36 protein-coding genes are annotated in these 22,611 nt (G+C 68.7%); 1 reads left to right on the plus strand and 35 read right to left on the minus strand.

Annotated elements, in window-relative coordinates; translation table 11 throughout:
* Positions 1 to 34: 34 nt before the first annotated feature.
* Positions 35 to 610, minus strand: coding sequence for a hypothetical protein (locus SXIM_RS10105; RefSeq protein ID WP_046723705.1), 576 nt, complete (start codon positions 608 to 610; stop codon positions 35 to 37).
* A gap of 1,316 nt (positions 611 to 1,926) precedes the next feature.
* Between SXIM_RS10105 and SXIM_RS10110 the strand changes: the two genes are divergently transcribed.
* Positions 1,927 to 2,790 (plus strand): hypothetical protein, encoded by an 864-nt coding sequence (locus tag SXIM_RS10110; RefSeq protein ID WP_148236091.1) that lies wholly within the window; start codon positions 1,927 to 1,929, stop codon positions 2,788 to 2,790.
* Between the two features lie 9 nt (positions 2,791 to 2,799).
* Here SXIM_RS10110 and truA read toward each other — a convergent pair whose 3' ends face one another.
* From truA to SXIM_RS10285, 34 genes are all read right to left on the minus strand, one after another.
* A complete protein-coding gene (truA, locus tag SXIM_RS10115; RefSeq protein ID WP_046723711.1) occupies positions 2,800 to 3,639 on the minus strand; it encodes a tRNA pseudouridine(38-40) synthase TruA in 840 nt (279 codons plus the stop codon).
* A gap of 97 nt (positions 3,640 to 3,736) precedes the next feature.
* Positions 3,737 to 4,237 (minus strand): 50S ribosomal protein L17, encoded by a 501-nt coding sequence (rplQ, locus tag SXIM_RS10120; RefSeq protein ID WP_030736239.1) that lies wholly within the window; start codon positions 4,235 to 4,237, stop codon positions 3,737 to 3,739.
* Positions 4,238 to 4,346: 109 nt separating this feature from the next.
* Positions 4,347 to 5,369 carry a DNA-directed RNA polymerase subunit alpha gene (locus SXIM_RS10125; protein ID WP_030736242.1) on the minus strand — a complete coding sequence of 341 codons (1,023 nt, stop codon included), beginning with the start codon at positions 5,367 to 5,369 and terminating at the stop codon, positions 4,347 to 4,349.
* 137 nt (positions 5,370 to 5,506) lie between these two features.
* Positions 5,507 to 6,133 carry a 30S ribosomal protein S4 gene (gene rpsD / locus SXIM_RS10135; RefSeq protein ID WP_030736244.1) on the minus strand — a complete coding sequence of 209 codons (627 nt, stop codon included), beginning with the start codon at positions 6,131 to 6,133 and terminating at the stop codon, positions 5,507 to 5,509.
* Between the two features lie 28 nt (positions 6,134 to 6,161).
* Positions 6,162 to 6,566 carry a 30S ribosomal protein S11 gene (gene rpsK / locus SXIM_RS10140; protein ID WP_019433438.1) on the minus strand — a complete coding sequence of 135 codons (405 nt, stop codon included), beginning with the start codon at positions 6,564 to 6,566 and terminating at the stop codon, positions 6,162 to 6,164.
* A 67-nt stretch (positions 6,567 to 6,633) separates the two neighbouring features.
* Positions 6,634 to 7,014: a 30S ribosomal protein S13 gene (gene rpsM / locus SXIM_RS10145; protein WP_030736247.1), complete on the minus strand. Its 381-nt coding sequence runs from the start codon at positions 7,012 to 7,014 to the stop codon at positions 6,634 to 6,636.
* A gap of 211 nt (positions 7,015 to 7,225) precedes the next feature.
* Positions 7,226 to 7,339, minus strand: coding sequence for a 50S ribosomal protein L36 (gene rpmJ, locus SXIM_RS10150; protein WP_009740505.1), 114 nt, complete (start codon positions 7,337 to 7,339; stop codon positions 7,226 to 7,228).
* 39 nt (positions 7,340 to 7,378) lie between these two features.
* Complete coding sequence (gene infA / locus SXIM_RS10155; RefSeq protein ID WP_003948620.1) at positions 7,379 to 7,600, minus strand: translation initiation factor IF-1; 222 nt, start codon at positions 7,598 to 7,600, stop codon at positions 7,379 to 7,381.
* A gap of 148 nt (positions 7,601 to 7,748) precedes the next feature.
* Positions 7,749 to 8,585 (minus strand): type I methionyl aminopeptidase, encoded by an 837-nt coding sequence (gene map / locus SXIM_RS10160; RefSeq protein WP_030736253.1) that lies wholly within the window; start codon positions 8,583 to 8,585, stop codon positions 7,749 to 7,751.
* A 138-nt stretch (positions 8,586 to 8,723) separates the two neighbouring features.
* Positions 8,724 to 9,383 carry an adenylate kinase gene (locus SXIM_RS10165; RefSeq protein ID WP_030736256.1) on the minus strand — a complete coding sequence of 220 codons (660 nt, stop codon included), beginning with the start codon at positions 9,381 to 9,383 and terminating at the stop codon, positions 8,724 to 8,726.
* On the minus strand, positions 9,383 to 10,708 hold the full coding sequence (secY, locus tag SXIM_RS10170; RefSeq protein ID WP_030736259.1) for a preprotein translocase subunit SecY: 1,326 nt from the start codon (positions 10,706 to 10,708) through the stop codon (positions 9,383 to 9,385). Before secY ends, SXIM_RS10165 begins: the two co-directional genes overlap by 1 nt.
* Positions 10,709 to 10,919: 211 nt before the next feature.
* Positions 10,920 to 11,387, minus strand: a complete 468-nt coding sequence (gene rplO / locus SXIM_RS10175; RefSeq protein WP_030736262.1) for a 50S ribosomal protein L15 — start codon at positions 11,385 to 11,387, stop codon at positions 10,920 to 10,922.
* A 1-nt stretch (position 11,388) separates the two neighbouring features.
* Complete coding sequence (rpmD, locus tag SXIM_RS10180; protein WP_030736265.1) at positions 11,389 to 11,571, minus strand: 50S ribosomal protein L30; 183 nt, start codon at positions 11,569 to 11,571, stop codon at positions 11,389 to 11,391.
* A complete protein-coding gene (gene rpsE, locus SXIM_RS10185) occupies positions 11,571 to 12,173 on the minus strand; it encodes a 30S ribosomal protein S5 (RefSeq protein ID WP_016473411.1) in 603 nt (200 codons plus the stop codon). The genes rpmD and rpsE overlap by 1 nt, the downstream gene beginning before the upstream one ends.
* Positions 12,174 to 12,210: 37 nt before the next feature.
* A complete protein-coding gene (gene rplR / locus SXIM_RS10190) occupies positions 12,211 to 12,594 on the minus strand; it encodes a 50S ribosomal protein L18 (RefSeq protein WP_030736269.1) in 384 nt (127 codons plus the stop codon).
* 3 nt (positions 12,595 to 12,597) lie between these two features.
* Entirely contained in the window at positions 12,598 to 13,137 is a 540-nt protein-coding gene (gene rplF / locus SXIM_RS10195; RefSeq protein ID WP_030736271.1) for a 50S ribosomal protein L6, read from the minus strand.
* A 19-nt stretch (positions 13,138 to 13,156) separates the two neighbouring features.
* Positions 13,157 to 13,555, minus strand: coding sequence for a 30S ribosomal protein S8 (gene rpsH, locus SXIM_RS10200; RefSeq protein WP_030736273.1), 399 nt, complete (start codon positions 13,553 to 13,555; stop codon positions 13,157 to 13,159).
* Between the two features lie 96 nt (positions 13,556 to 13,651).
* Positions 13,652 to 13,837, minus strand: a complete 186-nt coding sequence (locus SXIM_RS10205; RefSeq protein WP_030736275.1) for a type Z 30S ribosomal protein S14 — start codon at positions 13,835 to 13,837, stop codon at positions 13,652 to 13,654.
* A 3-nt stretch (positions 13,838 to 13,840) separates the two neighbouring features.
* Complete coding sequence (gene rplE / locus SXIM_RS10210) at positions 13,841 to 14,407, minus strand: 50S ribosomal protein L5 (RefSeq protein WP_030736278.1); 567 nt, start codon at positions 14,405 to 14,407, stop codon at positions 13,841 to 13,843.
* On the minus strand, positions 14,407 to 14,730 hold the full coding sequence (rplX, locus tag SXIM_RS10215; protein WP_030736281.1) for a 50S ribosomal protein L24: 324 nt from the start codon (positions 14,728 to 14,730) through the stop codon (positions 14,407 to 14,409). Before rplX ends, rplE begins: the two co-directional genes overlap by 1 nt.
* 3 nt (positions 14,731 to 14,733) lie before the next feature.
* The gene (gene rplN, locus SXIM_RS10220) at positions 14,734 to 15,102 is read right to left on the minus strand and encodes a 50S ribosomal protein L14 (RefSeq protein ID WP_019433424.1); all 369 of its coding nucleotides are present in this window, start codon (positions 15,100 to 15,102) and stop codon (positions 14,734 to 14,736) included.
* A 2-nt stretch (positions 15,103 to 15,104) separates the two neighbouring features.
* A complete protein-coding gene (gene rpsQ, locus SXIM_RS10225) occupies positions 15,105 to 15,401 on the minus strand; it encodes a 30S ribosomal protein S17 (protein ID WP_019433423.1) in 297 nt (98 codons plus the stop codon).
* Positions 15,401 to 15,637 (minus strand): 50S ribosomal protein L29, encoded by a 237-nt coding sequence (gene rpmC, locus SXIM_RS10230; protein WP_030736283.1) that lies wholly within the window; start codon positions 15,635 to 15,637, stop codon positions 15,401 to 15,403. Before rpmC ends, rpsQ begins: the two co-directional genes overlap by 1 nt.
* On the minus strand, positions 15,637 to 16,056 hold the full coding sequence (gene rplP, locus SXIM_RS10235) for a 50S ribosomal protein L16 (RefSeq protein ID WP_030736286.1): 420 nt from the start codon (positions 16,054 to 16,056) through the stop codon (positions 15,637 to 15,639). The genes rpmC and rplP overlap by 1 nt, the downstream gene beginning before the upstream one ends.
* Before the next feature lie 5 nt (positions 16,057 to 16,061).
* Positions 16,062 to 16,901 (minus strand): 30S ribosomal protein S3, encoded by an 840-nt coding sequence (gene rpsC / locus SXIM_RS10240; RefSeq protein ID WP_030736289.1) that lies wholly within the window; start codon positions 16,899 to 16,901, stop codon positions 16,062 to 16,064.
* A complete protein-coding gene (gene rplV / locus SXIM_RS10245) occupies positions 16,901 to 17,248 on the minus strand; it encodes a 50S ribosomal protein L22 (RefSeq protein WP_030736292.1) in 348 nt (115 codons plus the stop codon). Before rplV ends, rpsC begins: the two co-directional genes overlap by 1 nt.
* A 41-nt stretch (positions 17,249 to 17,289) precedes the next feature.
* Complete coding sequence (gene rpsS / locus SXIM_RS10250) at positions 17,290 to 17,571, minus strand: 30S ribosomal protein S19 (RefSeq protein ID WP_030736295.1); 282 nt, start codon at positions 17,569 to 17,571, stop codon at positions 17,290 to 17,292.
* A gap of 14 nt (positions 17,572 to 17,585) precedes the next feature.
* Positions 17,586 to 18,422, minus strand: coding sequence for a 50S ribosomal protein L2 (gene rplB / locus SXIM_RS10255; RefSeq protein WP_030736298.1), 837 nt, complete (start codon positions 18,420 to 18,422; stop codon positions 17,586 to 17,588).
* A gap of 39 nt (positions 18,423 to 18,461) precedes the next feature.
* Positions 18,462 to 18,794, minus strand: coding sequence for a 50S ribosomal protein L23 (rplW, locus tag SXIM_RS10260; protein ID WP_030736301.1), 333 nt, complete (start codon positions 18,792 to 18,794; stop codon positions 18,462 to 18,464).
* On the minus strand, positions 18,794 to 19,459 hold the full coding sequence (gene rplD, locus SXIM_RS10265) for a 50S ribosomal protein L4 (RefSeq protein WP_030736304.1): 666 nt from the start codon (positions 19,457 to 19,459) through the stop codon (positions 18,794 to 18,796). Before rplD ends, rplW begins: the two co-directional genes overlap by 1 nt.
* A gap of 9 nt (positions 19,460 to 19,468) precedes the next feature.
* A complete protein-coding gene (gene rplC, locus SXIM_RS10270; protein ID WP_030736306.1) occupies positions 19,469 to 20,113 on the minus strand; it encodes a 50S ribosomal protein L3 in 645 nt (214 codons plus the stop codon).
* Between the two features lie 14 nt (positions 20,114 to 20,127).
* On the minus strand, positions 20,128 to 20,436 hold the full coding sequence (rpsJ, locus tag SXIM_RS10275; protein ID WP_016473429.1) for a 30S ribosomal protein S10: 309 nt from the start codon (positions 20,434 to 20,436) through the stop codon (positions 20,128 to 20,130).
* A 344-nt stretch (positions 20,437 to 20,780) separates the two neighbouring features.
* Positions 20,781 to 22,256 (minus strand): sodium/solute symporter, encoded by a 1,476-nt coding sequence (locus SXIM_RS10280; RefSeq protein WP_030736308.1) that lies wholly within the window; start codon positions 22,254 to 22,256, stop codon positions 20,781 to 20,783.
* Entirely contained in the window at positions 22,253 to 22,588 is a 336-nt protein-coding gene (locus SXIM_RS10285) for a hypothetical protein (RefSeq protein ID WP_030736310.1), read from the minus strand. Before SXIM_RS10285 ends, SXIM_RS10280 begins: the two co-directional genes overlap by 4 nt.
* Between the last annotated feature and the right edge of the window lie 23 nt (positions 22,589 to 22,611).

The following is a 22,611-nucleotide window of genomic DNA, read 5'->3' on the forward strand; positions in this document are numbered from 1 at the left end:
CGCCCTTCCCCAGCCCGTCACCACGGGTCCGACGTCAGCCACGGGGCCAGAACACCTCACCCTTGATGCGCGGGACCACCGGCCCGTATCCCTGAACGAACGCGATGCCCGTCGGCTCGGGACGGTGCGGCCAGGGGCACCGCCGGGTCGGCGGCTCCAGCGCGACGAGTCCGACAGGCTGCGCGTCCGTGTCCGTCTCCGGGTCATGGTCCACCGGGAACAGCGCCAGCCACGGCTCCCCGCCCTCCGGGTAGCGCAGCTCGTACCGGTGGGGCACGCCCTGCGGCTGCCTCGCGACCCGGACCAGCGCCCGTACCCGCCCGATCCCGATCAACGCCCGGATGCCCATCACCACGAGGGAGAGGAACGGCACCAGGGGCAAAAGGAGGAGAACCACCCGCAACGCCGTGGGGAGTGACGGTCCGGCCAGCACGAGGAACGCGAAGAGCACCGCGGCCGTCTGCCAGGCGCCCAGCATGATCGCGGCGGCCGGTATCCCGGACCGCCACCACAGCACCGGAACCCGCCACCAGCCGCTCAGCCGCACCTCGGGGTGCGGCGCGATCGGCGCCCGCGCCCAGCCGCTCCCCGCCCGGCGCGCCGGGTGCACCGGGCGCACCCGCCGGTGCGGCCGCGGCCCGACCCTGGACCGGGAGGTTCGTGCCCACCGGCCAGGGCGCGCGCGGCGCGCGCCGGCCGCGCTCGGCGATGTCCTGGGCATACCGCAGCCGCTCGCGCCCCGCCGAACCTGTGACCAGCACCAGCAGACAACCGGTCAACAGGGCCCCGCCGGCCTGCGACAGCCCCCGGTAGGTGACCATGGCGGCCCCGCCGGGACCGACGGTGTCCGCGACCGGGTGGTGGTAGTACGCGCCCCGCCACGGACCGTCGGCGACGATCCACAGGTACAGCGGATCATCCACCTGCCATCGCCCGTAGACGTTGTCCGGCGGGCAGGAGACCCGGCCGGCGCGGCGTTCTCCGCCGTCGAAGGGGTCCTCCCACCGGACCTCGCACCAGTCGCCCTGGGCCCTGGTGCCGTACTCGGCGGCCGTCACGGTGGCCTCCACCAGCACGTCCCGCTCCCGCCAGGACCACTGGCCCGCTTCGCCGAGCCCCAGAAGCAGCAGGCCCAGCACCGCGCACCACGGCCACCGGATCCGGTTACGCACGGGCCGCACCGCCTCGGGCGCGGGCCGCCCGGGATTCTCCTCGGCCAGCAGTGCCGCACCGGCCCGGTCGACGGCCTCTCGCAGCGAGGGTCGCACGGCTGCGAGCGGCACCGCCCGGATCAGCTCCCGGCGGTCCTCCAGAGCGACGATCCCGGCCGCGCCCGGCGCACCGGCCCACCACAGCGGAAAGGCATCCTGTTCCGTCCGCGGCCAGGGTCGCCACGGCAGCCGGGTGACGCGGACGGCCCACACCCGTTCCTCCGTCGTCCGGACGGATCACCAGGACGCTCCGCCACCGCCGTTCGCCGGGCAGCACGACGGCCGCACACGCACACCAGACATACGTGGCCGCTGTCCGGCACATCCGGCCGTACGCGACCAGTTGCCGCACACCGACCGCCACCAGCACCACTGCGAGCACCAGCGGCCACCACAGCGGCCCGGGAACCGGGTAGCCCGGCCAGTCCGACCGCAGGATCCCGAGCGCGCCTTCCGTCACCACTCCCGCGAGGCCGAGGTACACCCACACCCAGGCCCGTGCGCGCTTCCGCTCCAGTGCCGAGGCCGTCCCGTGCGCGCCAAGGGCAGGAATGTCCACCACAACCCCCGTCATCCGAGTTCAACGCCGCCACCACGGCCAGTCGTTGGCCTCTACAACCAACTCCGTTGCGCCCCATTGAACTTCACAAAGATCACGGCAACCTCACAATGTCCACAGGAACCCACGACGCGTCTCCGCCGCTAGGATTCGTGCATGAGTTTTGGGCAGGGGGCACCCGGGTGGGGTCAGCAGGGAGCTCCGGACTGGGGCGCGCTCGCCGTTGAGGCGGAGCGGAAGCGGCGGCGCAAGCGGATGTTCGTCGTCGGGGGCGGCGTGCTCGCCGCGCTGGCCGTCGGGACCGTCGTCGCGCTCGCCATCGTGCAGCAGGACGGCGGGTCCGACGGGCAGGCGGGCGGGGACAGCGGCGGGCAGACCGCCGACACCAGCACCGACGCCACCGCCAGCCCCACCGCCGATCCCTCGTTCGAGGAGACGCGTCTTCCCCCGCTGCCCAAGCCGCGCGAGTTCATAGCGGACGCCGACAAGGACCTCGCGCCCTTCACTGCCGACGAGTTCTACGCGGGCGAGACCATGACCGTCGAGGGCCGCGAGTACACCAAGACCGGCACCGACGCCACCGAGGACTGCACCGAGGGCGTCAGCGCCGAGCTGGGTGCCGTGCTCACCGAACACGGCTGCGTCGCCCTGCTGCGCGCCACCTTCACCGGCTCGGGGGCCGCCGTGACGGTCGGCGTCGCCCAGTTCCCCTCCGAGGACGACGCCGTGGCGGCGAACGCCGCCTACACCCGCAATCTGCTGCCGCTCACCGCGGGCGACAGCCCCGAGTTCTGCCAGCGCGGCGGCTGCCGTACCACCACCAACCAGGTGGGCCGCTACGCCTACTTCACCATCGCGGGCAACAGCGACGGCACCCCCGACAGCGGCGACGGCACCGTGGCCCAGCAGGCGGCCCGGGACGGCAACGACCACGCCTTCTCCCGCATCATCCTGCGCGGCGAGACCCAGGCATCCGCCTCGGCCTCCGCCCTCGTCGAGGAGCGCCGCAACAACAGCTAGCCGCCGCGTCTAGCAGCAGCCCGCCGACGCCGGGAGGGTGCGGACGTTGCGCGCCTCCCGGCTGCGGGCCGCCAGCAGCTCGTCCGCCGGGTAGCCGACCTCCTCCAGGGTCAGCCCGTGCGGGCGCACCACGTGCACCGCCGAGTCGCGCACCCCGGCCGCCAGCACCTTCCCCGGCCAGTCGGGGTCCCGGTGCCCGTCCCCCACGAACAGCAGCGCCCCCACCAGCGAGCGCACCATGTTGTGGCAGAACGCGTCCGCCTCCACGGTGCCCTCCAGCACCCCGTCCGCGCCCCGCTCCCAGCTGAGCCGGCGCAGCGTACGGATCGTCGTCGCGCCCTCGCGCCGCTTGCAGTACGCCGCGAAGTCGTGTTCGCCCAGCAGCCGCTGGGAGGCCGCGTTCATCGCCGCCACGTCCAGCGGCCAGTTGTGCCACAGCACATGGCCGCGCCGCAGCGGGTCCACCCCGCCCGGATGGTCGCTCACCCGGTAGACGTACCGGCGCCAGATCGCCGAGAAGCGCGCGTCGAAATCCGCCGGGGCGCGGGAGACCCGGCGCACCCGTACGTCCTGCGGCAGCCGGCCGGTCAGGCGGCGGTGCAGGTTCTCCCGCTGCTCCTCCCACACCTCCGCCGGCAGGTCCACGTGGGCCACCTGGCCGCGCGCGTGCACCCCGGCGTCGGTTCGGCCGGCCACCGTCAGCTCGTACCCCCGCGCCGAGCGGGTGACGACCCGCAGCGCCTCCTCCAGCTCCTCCTGCACGGTGCGCCGCCCCCGCTGGCGCGCCCAGCCGGAGAACGCCGCGCCGTCGTAGGACACGTCAAGACGTACCCGAACCGTCTCGGACACCCGCTTCTTCCTCTCCTCCGCACGCCCCACATGGCGCTGGGCCTGTCTCCCCCGAAAGGGTGACAGGCCCAGCGGCACAGACCAACCAGGACCGGAATCAGGCCTCGGTCTCGTCCTTCTTCTCCTCGGCCTTGGCCTCGGCCGGAGCCTCGGTCGCCTCGGCGGCCTTCGGCGCCTCGGTCTCCTTCACCGAACGCTTGGTGGCGGCCTCGGCCTCGCCGACCGCCTCCTGCTGCACGGTGAGGGCCTCCACCAGCTCGATCACGGCCATGGGGGCGTTGTCCCCGCGGCGGTTGCCGATCTTGGTGATCCGGGTGTAGCCGCCCGGACGGTTCGCGAACTGCGGACCGATCTCGGTGAAGAGGGTGTGCACGACGCTCTTGTCGGTGACGGTGCGCATCACCTGACGACGGTTGTGCAGGTCGCCCTTCTTCGCCTTGGTGATCAGCCGCTCGGCGACCGGACGGAGCCGGCGGGCCTTGGCGACCGTGGTGGTGATCCGGCCGTGCTCGAACAGCGCGGTGGCGAGGTTCGCCAGCATGAGCCGCTCGTGGGCGGGGCCGCCACCGAGCCGGGTGCCCTTCGTGGGCTTCGGCATGGTCTGTCTCCTTCATCTGTCTGCACCGGCCGTGTCAGGTACCGGTGTCAGGGCGCCACTGGTCAGCAGTGGCCACTGTCAGCCGCGGGGGCCGCTCAGTACCGCTTCGTCAGTACTGCTCGGTCTCCGCGAAGCCCGTGTCCCCGTCGTCCTCGGCCCCGAAGGCGTCGGCGGCGGTGGTCGGGTCGAATCCGGGCGGGCTGTCCTTGAGGGCCAGGCCCATGCCGGCCAGCTTCGCCTTGACCTCGTCGATCGACTTGGCACCGAAGTTCCGGATGTCCAGCAGATCGGCCTCGGAGCGGGCCACCAGCTCGCCCACCGAGTGGATGCCCTCACGCTTGAGGCAGTTGTAGGAGCGGACGGTCAGCTCCAGCTCCTCGATCGGCAGCGCCAGGTCGGCGGCGAGCGCCGCGTCGGTCGGCGAGGGGCCCATGTCGATGCCCTCGGCGTCGACGTTCAGCTCACGCGCCAGGCCGAACAGCTCGACCAGGGTCTTGCCGGCGGACGCCATGGCGTCGCGCGGACGCATGGCCTCCTTGGTCTCGACGTCGACGACCAGCTTGTCGAAGTCGGTGCGCTGCTCCACACGGGTGGCCTCGACCTTGTAGGTCACCTTCAGCACCGGGCTGTAGATCGAGTCGACCGGGATCCGGCCGATCTCCTGGCCCGCCGCCTTGTTCTGGACGGCGGAGACGTAGCCGCGACCGCGCTCGACGGTCAGCTCCATCTCCAGCTTGCCCTTGTTGTTCAGGGTGGCCAGCACCAGGTCGGGGTTGTGGACCTCGACCCCGGCCGGCGGGGCGATGTCGGCCGCGGTCACCAGGCCGGGACCCTGCTTGCGCAGGTACATCACCACGGGCTCGTCGTGCTCCGAGGAGACGACCAGCTGCTTGATGTTGAGGATGAGGTCGGTCACATCCTCCTTGACGCCCGGCACGGTGGAGAACTCGTGCAGCACGCCGTCGATACGGATGCTGGTGACGGCCGCGCCCGGGATGGAGGACAGCAGCGTACGCCGCAGGGAGTTACCGAGCGTGTACCCGAAGCCGGGCTCCAGCGGCTCGATCACGAACCGGGAGCGGAACTCGTCGACGACCTCTTCGGTCAAAGAGGGACGCTGAGCGATCAGCATGAAAAGAACTCCAGTCTTCGGCACCCACTATTTGATGCCGAGCCCGACAGCGGTGTCCGACAGCCGGAACACCGCACGATGTGTTTCAAGAGTACGGGCGGAGCCCCCGGTCTCCCCGGGTGACTCCGCCCACACCACTACTTGGAGTACAGCTCCACGATCAGCTGCTCCTGCACCTGGGTGTCGATCACCTGGCGCTCGGGCAGCGCGTGCACCAGCACCCGCAGACGCGACGGAATGGACTCCAGCCACGCCGGCACGGTCTTGTCGCCCGCCTCGGCCTTGGCGACCTCGAACGGCGTCAGGTTACGGGAGGACTCCCGCACCTCGACGATGTCGCTCGGGGACACCCGCGCCGAGGGGATGTCGTTCTTCCGGCCGTTCAGCAGGATGTGGCCGTGCCGCACCAGCTGACGGGCGTGGTCCCGGGACTTGGCGAAGCCGGCCCGGTAGACGACGTTGTCCAGTCGCGACTCGAGGATCCGCAGCAGGTTCTCGCCGGTCTTGCCCTGCTGCCGGTTGGCCTCGGTGTAGTAGCCGCGGAACTGCTTCTCCAGAACACCGTAGATCCGCGCGCACTTCTGCTTCTCACGCATCTGAAGCAGGTACTCGCTGTCCTTGGTGCGCCCGCGTCCGTGCTCACCCGGGGGGTAAGGACGGATTTCGATCGGGCACTTCGCGCTCTCGCACTTGCTCCCCTTGAGGAAGAGCTTCTGCTTCTCCCGACGGCATCGCTTGCAGTCGGCCCCGGTGTAACGCGCCATTGTCTATCTGTCTCCTACTTCGGCCTGGTCAGACGCGGCGGCGCTTGGGCGGGCGGCATCCGTTGTGCGGGGTGGGGGTGACGTCCTGGATGGAGCCGACCTCGAGCCCGGTCGCCTGGAGCGAGCGGATCGCGGTCTCACGGCCGGAGCCGGGGCCCTTCACGAAGACGTCAACCTTGCGCATGCCGTGCTCCTGCGCCCGCCGGGCCGCGTTCTCGGCGGCCATCTGTGCGGCGAAGGGGGTGGACTTGCGCGAGCCCTTGAAGCCGACATGGCCGGCGGAGGCCCACGAGATCACGTTCCCGGACGGGTCCGTGATCGAGACGATGGTGTTGTTGAACGTGCTCTTGATGTGAGCGTGCCCGTGGGCAACGTTCTTCTTTTCCTTGCGGCGCACCTTCTTGGCGCCAGCCGTACGGCCCTTCGGAGGCATATACACGTACTCCTGTGGAGGTGGTCGGTCCTACAACACGGACCGCTGGAACAGCGTCCGGTGCGGACTACTTCTTGCCCGGCTTCTTCTTGCCGGCGATCGCGCGACGCGGGCCCTTGCGGGTACGCGCGTTGGTCTTGGTGCGCTGACCGTGGACCGGCAGGCCGCGGCGGTGACGCAGACCCTCGTAGCAGCCGATCTCGACCTTGCGGCGGATGTCGGCCTGGATCTCGCGACGGAGGTCACCCTCGGTCTTGAGGTTGGCGTCCACGTACTCGCGGAGCTTGACGAGGTCTTCCTCGGCAAGGTCGCGCACGCGGGTGTCGGGGTTCACCCCGGTGCTGGCAAGGGTCTCCTGAGCACGGGTGCGCCCGATGCCGAAGACGTAGGTGAGGGCAACCTCGACGCGCTTTTCACGCGGGAGGTCGACGCCTGCGAGGCGTGCCATGAATGTGGCTCCTGATGGGCTCTTCGGAGGTCTTCCGCAGCACCGTTCCCGTAAGACTCACGAAGTTTTACGAGCCGGGTCCCCGGCCTCCGACCGGGGGTGTCGTCCCCGCGCTGAATGGCGAGGGGTCGGGTGTCTGCGTATCTACATATATGCGTGTCGCGGCGTCGCGCGAAGAACTGCTACGAGTACGAGGCGGTGGCGGTCTGCGTCAGCCCTGGCGCTGCTTGTGGCGCAGGTTCTCGCAAATGACCATGACCCGCCCGTGACGGCGGATCACCTTGCACTTGTCGCAGATCTTCTTGACGCTCGGCTTGACCTTCATGAGAGTGAGGTTCTCCGAGTCGGTACGAACGATCTGGATTTACTTGTAGCGGTAGACGATCCGCCCGCGGGTCAGGTCGTAGGGAGAAAGCTCCACCACGACCCGGTCGTCGGGAAGAATACGGATGTAGTGCATCCGCATCTTGCCGCTGATGTGCGCGAGGACCTGATGCCCGTTCTGGAGCTCTACCTTGAACATCGCGTTCGGCAGGGACTCGACAACAGTGCCCTCGATCTCGATGGCCCCTTGTTTTTTGGCCATACTTGAGCGCTTCACCTTCCGGGATCGGCTACCTGGACAGCCCTGAACGCATGGGTGCACCAGGACCGACCTATCACTCTACGGCACCCCACCCGAAAAGACGAATCCATGATCTTTTCCCCGGATCGGAGATCATTACGCCGCCGGATCACGCCAATGGGTCAGGAGCGGCCTGAACGCCCAGCTCGGCCAGTCGCGCCCGGCCACCGTCCGGCGCCGTCAGCACCAGCGGCCCCTCCTCGGTGAGCGCCACCGAGTGCTCCCAGTGCGCCGCCCAGCTGCCGTCGTTCGTCTTGACGGTCCACTCGTCGTCCAGCACATGCGTCTTCGCGGTCCCCAGGGAGATCATCGGCTCGATCGCCAGGCACATCCCGGGCACCAGCTTCGGCCCGCGCCCGCGCCGTCGCTCCACGTAGTTGAGCACATGCGGGTCCATGTGCATCTCGGAGCCGATGCCGTGCCCGCCGTACTCCTCGACGATCCCGTACTTGCCCGAGGAGGGACGCGGCTGCCGCCGGATGTACCCCTCGATCGCCTTGGAGATGTCGACCAGCCTGCCGCCCTTGCGCACCGCCGCGATGCCCGCCCACAGGGACGCCTCGGTCACCCGGTCCAGCTCCCGCACCTCGGCGGAGTGGCCCTCGCCCACGAACACGGTCAGCGCCGCGTCCCCGTGCCAGCCGTCGACCACCGCGCCGGCGTCGATGGAGATGATGTCGCCGGACGCCAGCACCGTCCCGGGCCCCGGGATCCCGTGCACCACGACATCGTTCACCGAGGTGCAGATGTTGCCGGTGAAGCCCCCGTACCCCAGGAAGTTCGGCTTGGCGCCGTGCTCGCGCAGCGTGGCCGCCGCGATCTCGTCCAACTCGGCCGTGGAGGCCCCGGGCACCGCCGCCGCCGCGCACCTGCGGTGGATCTCCGCCACCACCAGCCCGGCCGCGCGCATCTTGGCGATCTGCTCGGGGGTCTTGATCTCCACCATCGGGGTTTCCCTCATCTTCGCTTCGGGCGGGTCGGGGCGGCCCACACCGGGCCCCTCCCACAGTACGGCCGCAGCGCCCGCCCCAAGGCGGTCACTGCGGCCGTCACAACAGCGGGGACACGCCCCGCACGCGCCGCGCTACGCGGCGTCCGCTTCCGGCAGCGCGGCCAGCGCGCGCTGCGTGATCTCCGGCACCGGGCCCAGGGCCGCGATGGTCACCACGAGCCCCTGCTCCCGGTAGTAGCCGATGATCGGCTCGGTCTCCTGGTGGTACAGCTCCAGGCGGTGCCGGACCGTGTCCTCCTGGTCGTCGTCGCGCTGGTACAGCTCGCCGCCGCACACGTCGCAGACACCGGGGACGGCCGGCGGCGCGTACTCCACGTGGAAGACGTGCCCGCTGTTCTTGCGGCACATCCGGCGCCCGGCGATCCGCTTGACCACCTCGTCCTCGGGGACCTCCAGGTCGAGCACCGCGGTGAGCTTGTGCCCGCCCTCGCCCAGCAGCTCGTCCAGCGCCTGCGCCTGGGCGATGTTGCGGGGGAAGCCGTCCAGCAGAAAACCGTCCCCGGCGTCCGGCTGAGCCAGCCGGTCCGCCGCCATCGCGATGGTCACCTCGTCCGGGACCAGACCACCCTCGCGCAGGATCTGCTGGACCTCGCGGCCCAGCTCCGTGCCCTGGCTGATGTTGTCCCTGAACAGGTTTCCGGTCGAGACGTGCGGAATGCCAAGACGTTCGGCGAGGAGCGCGGCCTGCGTGCCCTTGCCCGCGCCCGGCGGTCCGACGAGGACGATTCGCATCAGCGGAGGAACCCTTCGTAATTGCGCTGGTGGAGCTGGCTCTCGATCTGCCGCACCGTTTCCAGGCCGACACCCACGATGATCAGGATGGATGTGCCACCGAAGGGGAAGTCCTGCTGGGCGTTGAACATCACCAGTGCCACCGTCGGCACGAGCGCGATCAGACCCAGGTACATCGCCCCGGGCCACGTGATGCGGTTCAGCACATAGCTCAGGTATTCGACCGTGGGCCGGCCAGCCCGGATACCCGGGATGAAACCACCATACTTCTTCATGTTTTCGGCCACGTCTTCGGGGTTGAAGGTGATGGCCACGTAGAAGAACGCGAAGAAGACGATCAGCAGGAAGTAGGTGACGATGTAGTACGGGTGGTCACCACCGGTGAAGTACCGCTGCACCCAGTCCGCCCAGCCCCCGGCGTCCGTACCGGCGAACTGCACCAGCAGCTGCGGGATGTACAGCAGCGAGGACGCGAAGATCACCGGGATGACACCGGCCTGGTTGACCTTGAGCGGGATGTACGTGGAGGTGCCGCCGTACGAGCGGCGGCCGATCATGCGCTTCGCGTACTGCACCGGGATCCGGCGCTGGGCCAGCTCGACGAAGACGACCAGGCCGACCATGGCCAGACCACAGGCCACCACGACACCGAACTCGATCCAGCCGTCCGCCAGCGTGCCGGAGAGCTTGATCTGCCACAGCGCCGACGGGAAGCCGGCCGCGATGGAGACGAACATCAGCATCGACATGCCGTTGCCGATACCGCGGTCGGTGATCAGCTCACCCATCCACATGATCAGCGCGGTGGCGGAGGTGAGGGCGATCACCATGATCACCGTGGTGAAGATGGAGTCGGAGGGGATGATGTCACCCGCGACCGAGCAGTTGGGGAAGAGGGTGCCGGAGCGGGCGGTGGCGACCAGACCGGTCGCCTGGAGCACCGCCAGGGCCATCGTCAGATAACGCGTGTACTGGGTGATCTTGGCCTGCCCCGACTGCCCCTCCTTCTTCAGGGCCTCGAGGCGGGGGATCACGACGACAAGCAGCTGCAGAATGATGCTCGCGGTGATGTACGGCATGATGCCGAGCGCAAAGATGGTCAGCTGGAGCAGAGCGCCACCACTGAACATGTTCACCAGACCGAACAGCCCGGAACCGGCCCCGCCGGCCTGGGCCTCGTCCACACACTGCTGGACGTTCTGGAAACTGACGCCGGGAACCGGAACGTGCTGTCCGAACCGGAACAGCACCACGATGCCGAGCGTGAAGAGCAGCTTCTTGCGCAGGTCAGGCGTCCGGAACGCCCGGGCGAACGCGGTGAGCACGGTTCCTCCTGCGCCCCCCGCGGCGCGCGCGAGAGGGATGGTCTTGAAGGTCAACGGATAGAAACTGGGCACAAACTCCGCTGCCCGCCGGGCAGCGGTCGGCCCCGGTTGACGGCAACGCACGCCACCTTACCGGCGGATGCGCCAGGCCGGAACGACTGACCGGGGATGCCTCGTTCAGGCATCCCCGGTCACTCGCACTTCATGCGGCTCAGAGAAGCTCGGTCACGGTGCCGCCGGCCGCGGTGATCTTCTCCTTGGCGGAGCCGGAAACGGCGTCGACCGTCACCGTCAGCGCCACCGAGATGTCACCGGAGCCGAGGACCTTCACCAGCTCGTTCTTCCGCACCGCGCCCTTGGCCACGAGGTCGGCGACGGTCACGTCGCCACCCTCGGGGTACAACTGCGCCAGCTTCTCCAGGTTGACGACCTGGAACTGCTTGTGGTTCGGGTTGTTGAAGCCCTTGAGCTTGGGCAGCCGCATGTACAGCGGCAGCTGCCCGCCCTCGAAGCCCGGCCGGACCTGGTACCGGGCCTTGGTGCCCTTGGTACCGCGACCGGCGGTCTTGCCCTTGGACGCCTCACCACGACCCACGCGGATCTTGGTGGTCTTGGCGCCCGGCGCGGGCCGCAGGTGGTGCAGCTTCAGCGGCGTGCCGCTGTTCTCTTCCTGCGCCATGTCAGTTGACCTCCTCGACCGTCACCAGGTGACGCACCGAGCGGAGCATGCCGCGGAACTCCGGGCGGTCGTCCTTGACGACCACGTCGTTGATCCGCTTCAGGCCCAGCGAGCGCAGCGTGTCCCGGTGGTTCTGCTTGCTGCCGATGTAGGACTTGACCTGGGTGATCTTCAGCTGCGCCATTACGCACTCACCCCGGCACGGGCCCGCAGCAGAGCGGCGGGAGCCACGTCCTCCAGCGGCAGACCACGGCGGGCGGCGATCTCCTCGGGGCGCTGCAGGCCCCGCAGAGCGGCCACCGTGGCGTGCACGATGTTGATCGGGTTCGACGAACCGAGCGACTTGCTCAGCACGTCGTGGATGCCCGCGCACTCCAGCACGGCGCGCACCGGGCCACCGGCGATCACACCGGTACCGGGGGACGCCGGCTTGAGCAGTACGACACCCGCGGCCTCCTCACCCTGGATCGGGTGCGGAATGGTGCCCTGGATACGGGGGACCTTGAAGAAGTGCTTCTTGGCCTCCTCCACACCCTTGGCGATGGCGGCCGGCACCTCCTTGGCCTTGCCGTAACCGACACCCACGGTGCCGTCACCGTCGCCCACCACGACCAGCGCGGTGAAGCTGAAGCGACGACCACCCTTCACAACCTTGGCGACGCGGTTGATCGCGACGACACGCTCGACGTACGCGGTCTTCTCGGCGGCAGCGCCACCGTCCCGACCCTTACGGTCCCGTCGCTCGCCGCCACCGGCGCCGCCACCGCGGCGCTGGGGTCCAGCCATTGGAATTACCTCTCTCGAATCAGTCGACGGAACCGGCTCAGAACTTGAGCCCCGCCTCACGGGCGGCGTCCGCGAGCGCGGCCACGCGCCCGGCGTACCTGTTGCCGCCACGGTCGAAGACCACGGCGTCGATGCCCGCGGCCTTGGCCCGCTCGGCGACCAGCGCACCGACCTTCTTGGCCTTGTCGCTCTTGTCGCCCTCGTTCCCGCGGATGGAGACATCCAGGGAGGAGGCCGACGCCAGCGTGTGACCCTCGATGTCGTCGATGACCTGGGCCACCATGTGACGGTTCGAGCGGGTCACGACCAGGCGCGGACGCGCGGCGGTGCCGGAGACCTTCTTGCGGATCCGCAGGTGACGCCGCTTGTTCGCCGTACGCTTACGGGCATCGCCCTTGGCGATCTTGATGCCGTATGCCATGGCTTACTTACCAGCCTTTCCGACCTTGCGGCGGATGACCTCGCCCGCGTACTTGACGCCCTTGGCCTTGTACGGGTCGGGCTTGCGCAGCTTGCGGATCTTCGCGGCGACCTCGCCGACCTTCTGCTTGTCGATCCCCTGAACACTGAGCTTCGTGGGCGAGTCCACCTTGAAGGTGATGCCCTCGGGAGCCTCGACCAGGATCGGGTGGCTGTAGCCGAGGGAGAACTCCAGGTTGGAGCCCTTCGCGGCCACGCGGTAACCGACACCGCTGATTTCGAGGTCCTTGCTGTACCCATCGGTCACGCCGATGATCAGGTTCGCCACCAGCGTGCGGGACAGGCCGTGCAGGGACTTGTTCCGGTTCTCGTCGTTCGGGCGGGAGACGACGATGGTGCCGTCCTCGCTCCGCTCGACATCGATAGGCGCGGCGACCGTGTGCGAGAGGGAGCCCTTGGGGCCCTTCACCGCAACCGTACGGCCGTCGATGGTGACGTCCACACCGGCGGGAACCTGGATGGGGAGCTTGCCGATACGCGACATGGCTATCCGTTCCCTTCCGTTACCAGACGTAGGCGAGGACTTCCCCACCCACGCCCTTCTTCTGAGCCTGCTGACCGGTCAGGAGACCGTTGGACGTGGAGATGATCGCCACGCCCAGGCCACCCAGCACGCGGGGCAGGTTGGTGGACTTCGCGTAGACCCGCAGGCCCGGCTTCGAGATCCGCTTGATGCCGGCGATCGAACGCTCGCGGTTCGGGCCGTACTTCAGCTCGAGCACGAGGGCCTGGCCCACGGGGGCCTCCTCGGTCTTCCAGCCGGTGATGTAGCCCTCCTGCTGGAGGATCTCCGCGATGTGGGTCTTGATCTTGCTGTGCGGCATCACGACGGTGTCGTGGTACGCCGAGTTGGCGTTCCGCAGACGAGTCAGCATGTCTGCGATGGGGTCGGTCATGGTCATGAGACGGCCTTCGGCCTCTCTCACCGGGGTTTCTCCGGGGCCGCCCCGTACGGATGTGTACGGGGCCGGCCCCAAAGACCTACGGCGTAGTAGTGATTACCAGGAGCTCTTGGTGACGCCCGGCAGTTCGCCGCGGTGCGCCATCTCGCGAAGGCACACGCGGCACAGGCCGAACTTGCGGTACACGGAGTGCGGCCGTCCGCAGCGCTGGCAGCGGGTGTAACCGCGCACCGCGAACTTCGGCTTGCGCCCGGCCTTCTGGATCAGGGCCTTCTTCGCCATGGCTCACGCCTCCTTGAACGGGAAACCGAGGTGACGCAGCAGGGCGCGGCCCTCCTCGTCGGTGGTCGCCGTGGTCACCACGGTGATGTCCATGCCCCGGACCCGGTCGATCTTGTCCGGGTCGATCTCGTGGAACATGACCTGCTCGGTCAGACCGAAGGTGTAGTTGCCCCGGCCGTCGAACTGCTTCGGGGACAGGCCCCGGAAGTCGCGGATGCGCGGCAGCGCCAGCGACAGCAGACGGTCCAGGAACTCCCACATCCGGTCACCGCGCAGCGTGGTGTGCGCGCCGATCGGCTGGCCCTCACGCAGCTTGAACTGCGCGATGGACTTGCGGGCCTTGGTGACGGAAGGCTTCTGGCCGGTGATCGTGGCGAGGTCGCGGATGGCGCCCTCGATCAGCTTGGAGTCGCGGGCGGCGTCGCCCACACCCATGTTGACCACGATCTTGGTCAGGCCCGGGATCTGCATGACGTTCTCGTAGGAGAACTGCTCGTGCAGCTTGCCGGCGATCTCTTCGCGGTAGCGCGTCTTCAGACGCGGGATCGCGGTGGTGGCAGTGGCAGTCATCAGATGTCCTCACCGGTTCGCCGGGCAACGCGGATCTTGTTGCCCTCGTCGTCGAAGCGGTAGCCGACACGGGTGACGACCTTCTTGCCGTCCTTCTCCACGATGAGCTGAACGTTGCTCACGTGAATCGGGGCTTCGGTCGTCACGATGCCGCCGGTCTTCGACCCACGAGCCGTCTGACCGGCCTTCGTGTGCTTCTTGACCCGGTTGACACCCTCGACCAGGACCCGGTCCTCGCGGGGGAAGGCCACGATGACCTTGCCCTGCTTGCCCTTGTCCTTTCCGGTGATGACCTGGACCAGGTCGCCCTTCTTGATCTTCATCGGTTACAGCACCTCCGGCGCGAGGGAGATGATCTTCATGAACTTCTTCTCGCGCAGCTCACGGCCGACCGGGCCGAAGATACGGGTGCCGCGGGGGTCACCGTCGTTCTTCAGAATGACGGCGGCGTTCTCGTCGAAGCGGATGTACGAGCCATCCGGACGCCGGCGCTCCTTGACGGCGCGCACGATGACGGCCTTGACGACGTCACCCTTCTTCACGTTGCCACCGGGGATCGCGTCCTTGACGGTGGCGACAATGACGTCCCCGATGCCCGCGTAGCGGCGACCCGAACCACCGAGCACACGGATGCAAAGGATTTCCTTCGCCCCCGTGTTGTCGGCGACGCGCAGTCGCGACTCCTGCTGGATCATGGTTACTTCGCCTTCTCTAGGATCTCGACGACGCGCCACCGCTTGGTGGCGGACAGCGGCCGGGTCTCCATCAGGAGCACGCGGTCACCGATGCCTGCGGCATTCTGCTCGTCGTGCGCCTTGAGCTTGTTGGTCCGGCGGATGATCTTGCCGTAGAGCGCGTGCTTGACGCGGTCCTCAACAGCGACAACGACGGTCTTGTCCATCTTGTCGCTGACGACCAGACCCTCACGGGTCTTCCGCCGGCCGCGCTCCGCCTCGGAGGTCGGGGTCGTCTCAGTCACATTCTTCTCACTCATCAGGCGCTCTCCACCGTCTCCACCGAGGCCTCGATGCCGAGCTCGCGCTCGCGCATCAGCGTGTAGATCCGGGCGATGTCCTTGCGGACGGCCTTGAGCCGGCTGTTGTTCTCCAGCTGTCCGGTCGCCGACTGGAAGCGGAGCCGGAACAGCTCCTCCTTGGCCTCACGCAGCTTCCCAACGAGTTCCTCGCTGTTCAGCTCGCGCAGCTCCGAAACCTTGGTTCCGGTCGCCATCACGCCTCACCTGCCTCGCGCCGAACGATCCGGCACTTCATCGGAAGCTTGTGAGCAGCGCGGATCAGCGCCTCACGAGCAATCTTCTCGTTGGGGTAGGACAGCTCGAACATCACCCGTCCGGGCTTGACGTTCGCGACCCACCACTCCGGCGAACCCTTACCGGAACCCATGCGGGTCTCGGCGGGCTTCTTGGTCAGCGGGCGGTCGGGGTAGATGTTGATCCACACCTTTCCGCCACGCTTGATGTGCCGGGTCATCGAGATACGTGCGGCCTCGATCTGCCGGTTGGTGACGTACGCGGCGGTGACGGCCTGGATGCCGTACTCGCCGAATGCCACCTCGGTGCCACCCTTGGCCATACCCGAGCGCTTCGGGTGGTGCTGCTTGCGGTGCTTGACCCTGCGGGGGATCAGCATGACGGTCAGCCCTCCGTTCCGGTGCTCTCGGCAGCCGGAGCGGCAGCGGCGGGAGCCTCGGCCTTGGGAGCCTCGGCACCGGCGCTCTGCTGCTGCGGCTTGCGGCCGCGGCCACCACGCTCGCCACGACCACCCCGCGCGGGACGGTCGCCGGCGCCACCACCGCGCGACGGGCGGTTGCCCGCCCGGGCGGCGGCGTTCTCCGCGCGGACCTCGGCGATGTTCTTGACGTCGCCCTTGTAGATCCAGACCTTCACACCGATGCGGCCGAAGGTGGTACGGGCCTCGAAGAAGCCGTAGTCCACGTTCGCGCGCAGGGTGTGCAGGGGAACCCGGCCCTCGCGGTAGAACTCGGAGCGGGACATCTCGGCGCCGCCGAGACGGCCACCGCACTGGATCTTGATGCCCTTGGCGCCGGCCTTCATCGTGCTCTGCATCGACTTGCGCATCGCACGGCGGAAGGAGACACGGGAGGACAGCTGCTCGGCGACCGCCTGGGCCACCAGCTGGGCGTCCAGCTCGGGGTTCTTGACCTCGAGGATGTTGAACTGGATCTGCTTGCCGGTCAGCTTCTCCAGGTTGCCCCGCAGGCGGTCGGCCTCGGCGCCGCGGCGGCCGATGACGATGCCCGGGCGGGCGGTGTGGACGTCGACGCGGACCCGGTCACGGGTGCGCTCGATCTCCACCTTGGAGATGCCGGCCCGCTCCATGCCCTGGGTGAGCATGCGGCGGATGGCGACGTCTTCCTTGACGTAGTCCTTGTAAAGCTTGTCGGCGTACCAGCGCGACTTGAAGTCGGTTGTGATGCCGAGGCGGAACCCATGCGGGTTTACCTTCTGGCCCATTACCGGGTCCCTTCCTTGCTGCTGACGACCACGGTGATGTGGCTGGTCCGCTTACGGATCCGGTAGGCCCGGCCCTGAGCGCGCGGCTGGAACCGCTTCAGGGTCGGACCCTCGTCGACGTACGCCTCACTGATGTAGAGGCTGTCGATGTCCGTGTGGTCGTAGTTGTGCGCGGCGTTGGCGATGGCGCTGTCGAGCACCTTCCCCACCGGCACGCTCGCGGCCTGCGGCGCAAAGCGCAGGATCGCCTGAGCCTCCGCGGCATTGAGCCCACGGATGAGGTCCACCACCCGGCGGGCCTTCATGGGCGTGACGCGGATGTGCCGCGCACGGGCCATGGCGTCCATGGTTGTCCCTTCGGTGTCGGTCATGGTCATTCACGCCCGCCTCAGCGGCGGCGCGACTTCCGGTCGTCCTTGACGTGGCCCCGGAAGGTGCGCGTCGGCGCGAACTCGCCGAGCTTGTGGCCGACCATCGACTCGGTGACGAACACCGGGACGTGCTTGCGGCCGTCGTGCACCGCGATGGTGTGCCCCAGCATGGCCGGGATGATCATCGAGCGGCGAGACCAGGTCTTGATGACGTTCTTGGTGCCTGCTTCGTTCTGCGTGTCCACCTTCTTGATCAGGTGGTCGTCGACGAAGGGCCCCTTCTTGAGACTGCGCGGCATGTTCTCGCCAGCTCCTAGCGCTTCTTGTTCGTCTTGCGGCGGCGGACGATGTACTTGTTGCTGGCCTTCTTCGGCGAGCGCGTACGACCTTCCTTCTTGCCCCAGGGCGAAACCGGGTGGCGACCACCCGAGGTCCGGCCCTCGCCACCACCGTGGGGGTGGTCAACGGGGTTCATCACCACACCGCGGACGGTCGGGCGAACGCCCTTCCAGCGCATACGGCCGGCCTTGCCCCAGTTGATGTTCGACTGCTCGGCGTTGCCGACCTCACCAACAGTGGCGCGGCAGCGGATGTCGACCAGCCGGATCTCACCGGAGGGCATCCGGAGGTGCGCCATGCGCCCCTCCTTCGCCAGCAGCTGCACGGAGGCACCGGCGGAGCGGGCGAACTTCGCACCGCCACCGGGCTGCAGCTCGATGGCGTGGATGACCGTACCGACCGGGATGTTGCGCAGCGGCAGGTTGTTGCCGGGCTTGATGTCGGCACCGGGGCCGTTCTCAATCCGGTCACCCTGCTTGAGGTGCGCGGGGGCGATGATGTACCGCTTCTCGCCGTCCGCGTAGTGCAGGAGGGCGATACGGGCGGTGCGGTTGGGGTCGTACTCGATGTGCGCGACCTTGGCCGGCACACCGTCCTTGTCGTGCCGACGGAAGTCGATCAGGCGGTAGGCACGCTTGTGGCCGCCACCCTGGTGGCGGACGGTCACACGACCGGCGTTGTTACGGCCGCCCTTGCTGTGCAGCGGGCGGACCAGCGACTTCTCCGGCGTGGACCGCGTGATCTCGACGAAGTCGGCGACACTGGCGCCACGACGGCCCGGAGTCGTCGGCTTGTACTTGCGGATTCCCATTTCTCAGTCCTCGTCCGATATCGGACGACTCGGCCTCCGCTAGGAGACCGGGCCGCCGAAGATGTCGATGCTGTCGCCCTCGGCGAGGGTCACGATGGCGCGCTTGGTGTTCGCGCGCTTGCCGTAACCGGTGCGGGTGCGCTTGCGCTTGCCCTGCCGGTTGATCGTGTTGACCCCGGTGACCTTGACCGAGAAGACCTCTTCGACGGCCTGCTTGATCTGGGTCTTGTTGGCGCGCGGGTCGACGATGAACGTGTACTTGTTCTCATCGAGGAGCGCGTAGCTCTTCTCCGACACCACCGGCTTGATCAGAAGATCGCGGGGGTCCGAGAACTCCTTGCTGCTGACCGGGGTGGCGATCGCGTCGCTCATCAGGCGTCGCTCCCTTCGAGCTGCTTGTCGAACGTCACCTTGGCCTCGCCGGCCACGAAACGGTCGAAGGCGGCCTTGGTGAAGACGACATCGTCGGAGTCGACCACGTCGTATGTGTTCAGCTGACCCGGGTCCAGGATGTGCACCTGGGGCAGGTTGCGGGCGGCCAGCCAGCCGGCCTCGTCCGAGCGCTCGATGACCAGCAGGACCTTCTTGCGGTCGCTGATCTTGCCGAGCAGGGTCTTGACCGCCTTGGTGGAGATCAGACCCTCGGCGATCACGCCGGTCACGACGTGAATGCGCTCGTGGCGGGCCCGGTCCGAGAGGGCACCGCGCAGGGCGGCGGCCTTCATCTTCTTCGGGGTCCGCTGGCTGTAGTCGCGCGGCACGGGGCCGTGGACGACGCCACCGCCGGCGAACTGCGGCGCACGGGTCGAACCCTGGCGGGCGCGGCCGGTGCCCTTCTGGCGGTAAGGCTTCTTGCCACCGCCGCGGACTTCGCCGCGCGTCTTGGTCTTGTGCGTACCCTGTCGGGCCGCGGCCTGCTGGGCGATGACGACCTGGTGGATCAGCGGAATGCTGACCTTGGCGTCGAAGATCTCCGCGGGGAGCTCGACGGTACCGGTCTTCTCGCCGGCGGGCGAAAGAATGTCAACGGTGCTCATTGGTTACCCTCAGGCCCCCTTGGCCGCGGTGCGGACCAGGACGAGGCCGCCGTTCGGACCGGGAACCGCGCCCTTGATGAGCAGCAGCCCCTTCTCCGCGTCAACGGCGTGGACGGTCAGGTTCTGGGTGGTGACCCGCTCGTTGCCCATCCGGCCCGCCATGCGCAGGCCCTTGAAGACACGACCCGGGGTGGCGCAGCCACCGATGGAGCCGGGCGAGCGGTGCTTGCGCTGCGTGCCGTGCGAGGCGCCGAGACCGGCGAAGCCGTGGCGCTTCATGACGCCGGCGAAGCCCTTGCCCTTGCTCTTGCCGGTCACATCGACCTTGACGCCGGAGTCGAACGCCTCGGCCGTGATCTCCTGGCCCAGGGTGTACTCGGCGGCGTCAGCGGTCCGCAGCTCGACCAGGTGGCGGCGCGGGGTGACATCGGCCTTGGCGAAGTGGCCCTTGAGGGGGCGGTTCACCTTGCGCGGGTCGATCTCGCCGAACGCGATCTGGACGGCCTCATAGCCGTCCCTGTCGTTGGTGCGCACCTGGGTGACGATGCAGGGTCCGGCCTTGACGACGGTCACCGGGACGACACGGTTGTTCTCGTCCCAGACCTGGGTCATGCCGAGCTTCTCGCCCAGGACACCCTTGATCTGCTTGGTCATCTCTCCCGCGCCTCTCAGAGCTTGATCTCGATGTCGACGCCGGCCGGAAGGTCCAGGCGCATCAGCGAGTCAACGGTCTTGGGGGTCGGGTCGAGGATGTCGATCAGACGCTTGTGGGTGCGCATCTCGAAGTGCTCGCGCGAGTCCTTGTACTTGTGCGGCGACTTGATGACGCAGTACACGTTCTTCTCAGTGGGCAGCGGCACCGGGCCCGCGACCGACGCACCAGTGCGGGTCACCGTCTCGACGATCTTCTTCGCCGAGTTGTCGATGACCTCGTGGTCGTAGGCCTTGAGCCGGATGCGGATCTTCTGTCCCGCCATGGCTACTTCGTAGTCCTGTCTCTATCGTTTAACGCCCTGGAACCTGGCTTCCGCGCTCCCCCGCCCCGACCCACGCGGTCGGGTGTGTCGCGCTCCTCGCGTGAATCAACCACGAAGGTTTCTCCGGGGAGGAGGGTGGGGATGACTTCCACCAGGTGCCTGGCCGGACCCCCGCCCACGCTTCCCGGAAGATCCCGGTATTTCCGCACCTCAACGGGCGCGACGAATACAGTGGGACTCGCTTCCGGTCCTCCCGGCGGGAGGCGCGCGGCATCGGCTCCGGGCCGAGCAACCTGCTCAGTGTGCCATACCGGACACTCCCCTCGCCAATCGCGCGGGGTCGCTCAACCGTCCCCGGGGGCCCGCTGTGGTATGTGCAGCCGCAGCACGGCGCGTTCGGCCCACTCGGGCGGCTTCGTCAGCAGCGACACACCCGCCATGACCGCGAACGCCAGCGGTACGGTCCAGGCGGCCGGCTGTGCCAGCAGCACGGTCAGCCAGCCGGGGTGCGGCCCGGTGAGCACGGAGGCCAGCGCGGCGCCGGTCGCGGCGCACACCCCGGCCACCAGACCGGCGGCGGCACCGGGCACGGTCAGCCCGCGCCACCATATCCCCAGCACCAGCAGCGGGCAGAAGGTGGAGGCCGCCACCGCGAACGCCCAGCCGACCAGCACATTGATGTCGACCCTCTCGGCGGGCAGCGACAGGCCCACCGCGACCAGCGCCCCCGCCGCCACCGCCAGCCGCAGCCGGGGCACCGAGGAGCGCGACAGATCGTGCGAGAGCCCGCCGGCCAGGGCCATCAGCAGCCCCGACGAGGTGGACAGGACGGCGGCGAACGCCCCCGCCGCCACCAGCGCGGTGAGCACCGCGCCCCACTGGCCGGGCACCATGGCGCCCGGCAGCACGACGGTGACCTGGTCGGTGTGCCCCTCGGTGATCAACTCGGCCGCGAACACCCGGCCCAGCAGCCCGTACACGGCGGGGAAGAGATAGAAGAGCCCCAGCAGGACGATGACCCCCACCGCCACCCGGCGGGCGATCCGGGCGGTGGCGCTGGTGTGGAACCGCATGATCACATGCGGTAGTCCGACCGCGCCCAGCGTGGTCGCCAGCAGCACCGACCAGGTGGCGAGCAGCGGCTGGCCCGAGTTGTGGATGTCCAGCAGCGGCCGGGACCAGGCGCCGGCGTCCACCCGCAGCGCCAGCTCGCGCCCCGGCTCCCCCGCGCGTACCAGCAGCACCAGCGCGGGCACCGCGATGAAGACGAGTTTCACCACGTAGTGGAACGCCTGCACATAGGTGGCCGCCCGCATCCCGCCCACCGCGATGGAGGAGCTGACGACCACCCCGGCGAGCACCACCCCCACCCAGTACGGCGTCCCGCTCACCAGGTGCAGCACCACCCCGGCGCCCTTGAACTGCGGGATCAGATACAGCCACATGATCACCAGCACGATCAGGGCGCACAGTTTGCGGATCGCCCGCGAGCCCAGCCGGTAGTCGGCGAAGTCGGGCACCGTGTACGCGCCCGAGCGCCGCATCGGCCCGGCCACCAGGGCGGCGACCGCGACGTACCCGGCGGTGAAGCCGACCGCCCACCACAGCGAGCCGACGCCGTTCTTCAGCATCAGCCCGGCAAGGCCCAGCACGGAGGCGGCCGAGACGTACTCACCGGCGATCGCCATGGCGTTCCAGCCGGGGCTGATCTGCTGGGAGGCGACGAGGAAGTCCGGGGTGCTGCGGGCCGCCCGCACCCCGTACACCCCGATGACCACACTGCTCAGGAAGAGCAGCAGGATGGCGAGCAGCGAGATCACGGCGCGCGGTCCTCGATGCGCTCGGCGGCCCGTACGTGCAGCACGGCGATCACCAGCAGCAGCGGGTAGCTGCCGCCCATGAGCACCACCCAGGACAGTGGGGCGGGCAGCAGCCACAGCAGCCCGGAGAGCCCGGACAGCAGGCCGCCGAGCAGGAGCACGGTCCGCAGGGCGAGCCGCCGCTGCCGCCGGAACAGGGCGCGGGCGGCCTCGGTGTCCGCCCCGGAGTCCGGGGAGGGCAGCGGCAGCAGATGCTGGGCGGGCCGGTGCCTGCGTGCCAGGGCGACCCGGGTCTGCGGACTGGTGACCCGCACCCGGCCACCGCCGCTCACCGGCCGGCCCCGTTCGCCTCCGC

Source organism: Streptomyces xiamenensis (assembly GCF_000993785.3).
In the GTDB taxonomy this organism is placed as follows: domain Bacteria; phylum Actinomycetota; class Actinomycetes; order Streptomycetales; family Streptomycetaceae; genus Streptomyces; species Streptomyces xiamenensis.

Bases quoted from the DNA above. Each gene is read 5' to 3' on its own strand.
- rpsQ (WP_019433423.1), bottom strand. From the start codon at position 15,401: ATGAGTGAGAAGAATGTGACTGAGACGACCCCGACCTCCGAGGCGGAG.
- map (WP_030736253.1), bottom strand. From the start codon at position 8,585: ATGGTGGAGATCAAGACCCCCGAGCAGATCGCCAAGATGCGCGCGGCC.
- SXIM_RS10165 (WP_030736256.1), bottom strand. From the start codon at position 9,383: ATGCGAATCGTCCTCGTCGGACCGCCGGGCGCGGGCAAGGGCACGCAG.
- infA (WP_003948620.1), bottom strand. From the start codon at position 7,600: ATGGCCAAAAAACAAGGGGCCATCGAGATCGAGGGCACTGTTGTCGAG.
- rplD (WP_030736304.1), bottom strand. From the start codon at position 19,459: ATGAGCACCGTTGACATTCTTTCGCCCGCCGGCGAGAAGACCGGTACC.
- rplF (WP_030736271.1), bottom strand. From the start codon at position 13,137: ATGTCGCGTATCGGCAAGCTCCCCATCCAGGTTCCCGCCGGTGTGGAC.
- rplB (WP_030736298.1), bottom strand. From the start codon at position 18,422: ATGGGAATCCGCAAGTACAAGCCGACGACTCCGGGCCGTCGTGGCGCC.
- rpsC (WP_030736289.1), bottom strand. From the start codon at position 16,901: ATGGGCCAGAAGGTAAACCCGCATGGGTTCCGCCTCGGCATCACAACC.
- rplE (WP_030736278.1), bottom strand. From the start codon at position 14,407: ATGACTGCCACTGCCACCACCGCGATCCCGCGTCTGAAGACGCGCTAC.
- rplO (WP_030736262.1), bottom strand. From the start codon at position 11,387: ATGGCGCAGGAAGAGAACAGCGGCACGCCGCTGAAGCTGCACCACCTG.
- rplC (WP_030736306.1), bottom strand. From the start codon at position 20,113: ATGACCAAGCAGATCAAGGGTGTCCTGGGCGAGAAGCTCGGCATGACC.
- SXIM_RS10205 (WP_030736275.1), bottom strand. From the start codon at position 13,837: ATGGCGAAGAAGGCCCTGATCCAGAAGGCCGGGCGCAAGCCGAAGTTC.
- rpsS (WP_030736295.1), bottom strand. From the start codon at position 17,571: ATGCCGCGCAGTCTCAAGAAGGGGCCCTTCGTCGACGACCACCTGATC.
- SXIM_RS10110 (WP_148236091.1), top strand. From the start codon at position 1,927: ATGAGTTTTGGGCAGGGGGCACCCGGGTGGGGTCAGCAGGGAGCTCCG.
- rplX (WP_030736281.1), bottom strand. From the start codon at position 14,730: ATGAAGATCAAGAAGGGCGACCTGGTCCAGGTCATCACCGGAAAGGAC.
- rpsE (WP_016473411.1), bottom strand. From the start codon at position 12,173: ATGGCTGGACCCCAGCGCCGCGGTGGCGGCGCCGGTGGCGGCGAGCGA.
- rpsJ (WP_016473429.1), bottom strand. From the start codon at position 20,436: ATGGCGGGACAGAAGATCCGCATCCGGCTCAAGGCCTACGACCACGAG.
- rpsH (WP_030736273.1), bottom strand. From the start codon at position 13,555: ATGACCATGACCGACCCCATCGCAGACATGCTGACTCGTCTGCGGAAC.
- rplQ (WP_030736239.1), bottom strand. From the start codon at position 4,237: ATGCCGAAGCCCACGAAGGGCACCCGGCTCGGTGGCGGCCCCGCCCAC.
- rplP (WP_030736286.1), bottom strand. From the start codon at position 16,056: ATGCTGATCCCCCGCAGGGTCAAGCACCGCAAGCAGCACCACCCGAAG.
- rplW (WP_030736301.1), bottom strand. From the start codon at position 18,794: ATGAGCGACGCGATCGCCACCCCGGTCAGCAGCAAGGAGTTCTCGGAC.
- rpsK (WP_019433438.1), bottom strand. From the start codon at position 6,566: ATGCCTCCGAAGGGCCGTACGGCTGGCGCCAAGAAGGTGCGCCGCAAG.
- rpmC (WP_030736283.1), bottom strand. From the start codon at position 15,637: ATGGCGACCGGAACCAAGGTTTCGGAGCTGCGCGAGCTGAACAGCGAG.
- SXIM_RS10125 (WP_030736242.1), bottom strand. From the start codon at position 5,369: ATGCTGATCGCTCAGCGTCCCTCTTTGACCGAAGAGGTCGTCGACGAG.
- rplN (WP_019433424.1), bottom strand. From the start codon at position 15,102: ATGATCCAGCAGGAGTCGCGACTGCGCGTCGCCGACAACACGGGGGCG.
- rpmD (WP_030736265.1), bottom strand. From the start codon at position 11,571: ATGGCGCAGCTGAAGATCACCCAGGTCAAGTCCTACATCGGCAGCAAG.
- rpsM (WP_030736247.1), bottom strand. From the start codon at position 7,014: ATGGCACGCCTCGCAGGCGTCGACCTCCCGCGTGAAAAGCGCGTCGAG.
- rpsD (WP_030736244.1), bottom strand. From the start codon at position 6,133: ATGGCGCGTTACACCGGGGCCGACTGCAAGCGATGCCGTCGGGAGAAG.
- rplV (WP_030736292.1), bottom strand. From the start codon at position 17,248: ATGGACGCCATGGCCCGTGCGCGGCACATCCGCGTCACGCCCATGAAG.
- rpmJ (WP_009740505.1), bottom strand. From the start codon at position 7,339: ATGAAGGTCAAGCCGAGCGTCAAGAAGATCTGCGACAAGTGCAAGGTG.
- rplR (WP_030736269.1), bottom strand. From the start codon at position 12,594: ATGGCATACGGCATCAAGATCGCCAAGGGCGATGCCCGTAAGCGTACG.